This window comes from Vreelandella zhuhanensis (assembly GCF_009793355.1).
In the GTDB taxonomy this organism is placed as follows: Bacteria; Pseudomonadota; Gammaproteobacteria; order Pseudomonadales; family Halomonadaceae; genus Vreelandella; species Vreelandella zhuhanensis.
This window is the reverse complement of record NZ_WTKP01000018.1, coordinates 3,255-5,035: the sequence shown is the minus strand read 5'-3', so window position 1 is coordinate 5,035 and position 1,781 is coordinate 3,255. Positions and strand designations below refer to the sequence as shown.

The window sequence follows — 1,781 nt, the reverse complement described above, 5'->3', positions numbered from 1 at the left end:
GCTCTTTAACAATTGATCAGGTAATTCATGTGGGCGCTTGCCGATGAGGGTGACAATGTCACCGAAAATCAAGGCAAGCGACTCAAGCAATCAGGTTTTTCGAAACCTGTGTTGAATGAAATCGTTTGAACCTTGAGCCAAGTTTGATTCGCTTCTGTTACTTTCGAGTGACAGGCAAGGATCACAATGATTTGAAACTGAAGAGTTTGATCATGGCTCAGATTGAACGCTGGCGGCAGGCCTAACACATGCAAGTCGAGCGGTAACAGGCCCTTCGGGGCGCTGACGAGCGGCGGACGGGTGAGTACTGCATAGGAATCTACCCGGTAGTGGGGGATAACCTGGGGAAACTCAGGCTAATACCGCATACGTCCTACGGGAGAAAGCAGGGGCCTTTTGGCCTTGCGCTATCGGATGAGCCTATGCCGGATTAGCTGGTTGGTGAGGTAATGGCTCACCAAGGCGACGATCCGTAGCTGGTCTGAGAGGATGATCAGCCACATCGGGACTGAGACACGGCCCGAACTCCTACGGGAGGCAGCAGTGGGGAATATTGGACAATGGGGGCAACCCTGATCCAGCCATGCCGCGTGTGTGAAGAAGGCCTTCGGGTTGTAAAGCACTTTCAGCGAGGAAGAACGCCTGGTGGTTAATACCCGCCAGGAAAGACATCACTCGCAGAAGAAGCACCGGCTAACTCCGTGCCAGCAGCCGCGGTAATACGGAGGGTGCGAGCGTTAATCGGAATTACTGGGCGTAAAGCGCGCGTAGGCGGCGTGATAAGCCGGTTGTGAAAGCCCTGGGCTCAACCTGGGAACTGCATCCGGAACTGTCAGGCTAGAGTGCAGGAGAGGAAGGTAGAATTCCCGGTGTAGCGGTGAAATGCGTAGAGATCGGGAGGAATACCAGTGGCGAAGGCGGCCTTCTGGACTGACACTGACGCTGAGGTGCGAAAGCGTGGGTAGCAAACAGGATTAGATACCCTGGTAGTCCACGCCGTAAACGATGTCGACCAGCCGTTGGGTGCCTTGAGCACTTTGTGGCGAAGTTAACGCGATAAGTCGACCGCCTGGGGAGTACGGCCGCAAGGTTAAAACTCAAATGAATTGACGGGGGCCCGCACAAGCGGTGGAGCATGTGGTTTAATTCGATGCAACGCGAAGAACCTTACCTACCCTTGACATCCTGCGAAGCCGGAAGAGATTCTGGTGTGCCTTCGGGAGCGCAGAGACAGGTGCTGCATGGCTGTCGTCAGCTCGTGTTGTGAAATGTTGGGTTAAGTCCCGTAACGAGCGCAACCCTTGTCCTTATTTGCCAGCGGGTCATGCCGGGAACTCTAAGGAGACTGCCGGTGACAAACCGGAGGAAGGTGGGGACGACGTCAAGTCATCATGGCCCTTACGGGTAGGGCTACACACGTGCTACAATGGCCGGTACAAAGGGTTGCGAGCTCGCGAGAGTCAGCGAATCCCAGAAAGCCGGTCTCAGTCCGGATCGGAGTCTGCAACTCGACTCCGTGAAGTCGGAATCGCTAGTAATCGTGAATCAGAATGTCACGGTGAATACGTTCCCGGGCCTTGTACACACCGCCCGTCACACCATGGGAGTGGACTGCACCAGAAGTGGTTAGCCTAACGCAAGAGGGCGATCACCACGGTGTGGTTCATGACTGGGGTGAAGTCGTAACAAGGTAGCCGTAGGGGAACCTGCGGCTGGATCACCTCCTTAAACGACACGTCAGCCCTTGCGGCAAGCGCTCACAATGAATTACCTGATCAAGA

At 55.0% G+C, this 1,781-nt stretch carries 1 rRNA gene; it reads left to right on the top strand.

The window, feature by feature from the left end:
* Nucleotides 1–194: 194 nt before the first annotated feature.
* Nucleotides 195–1,728: ribosomal RNA gene (locus tag GPM19_RS15130) — 16S ribosomal RNA — on the top strand.
* The last annotated feature ends 53 nt before the right edge of the window (nt 1,729–1,781 follow it).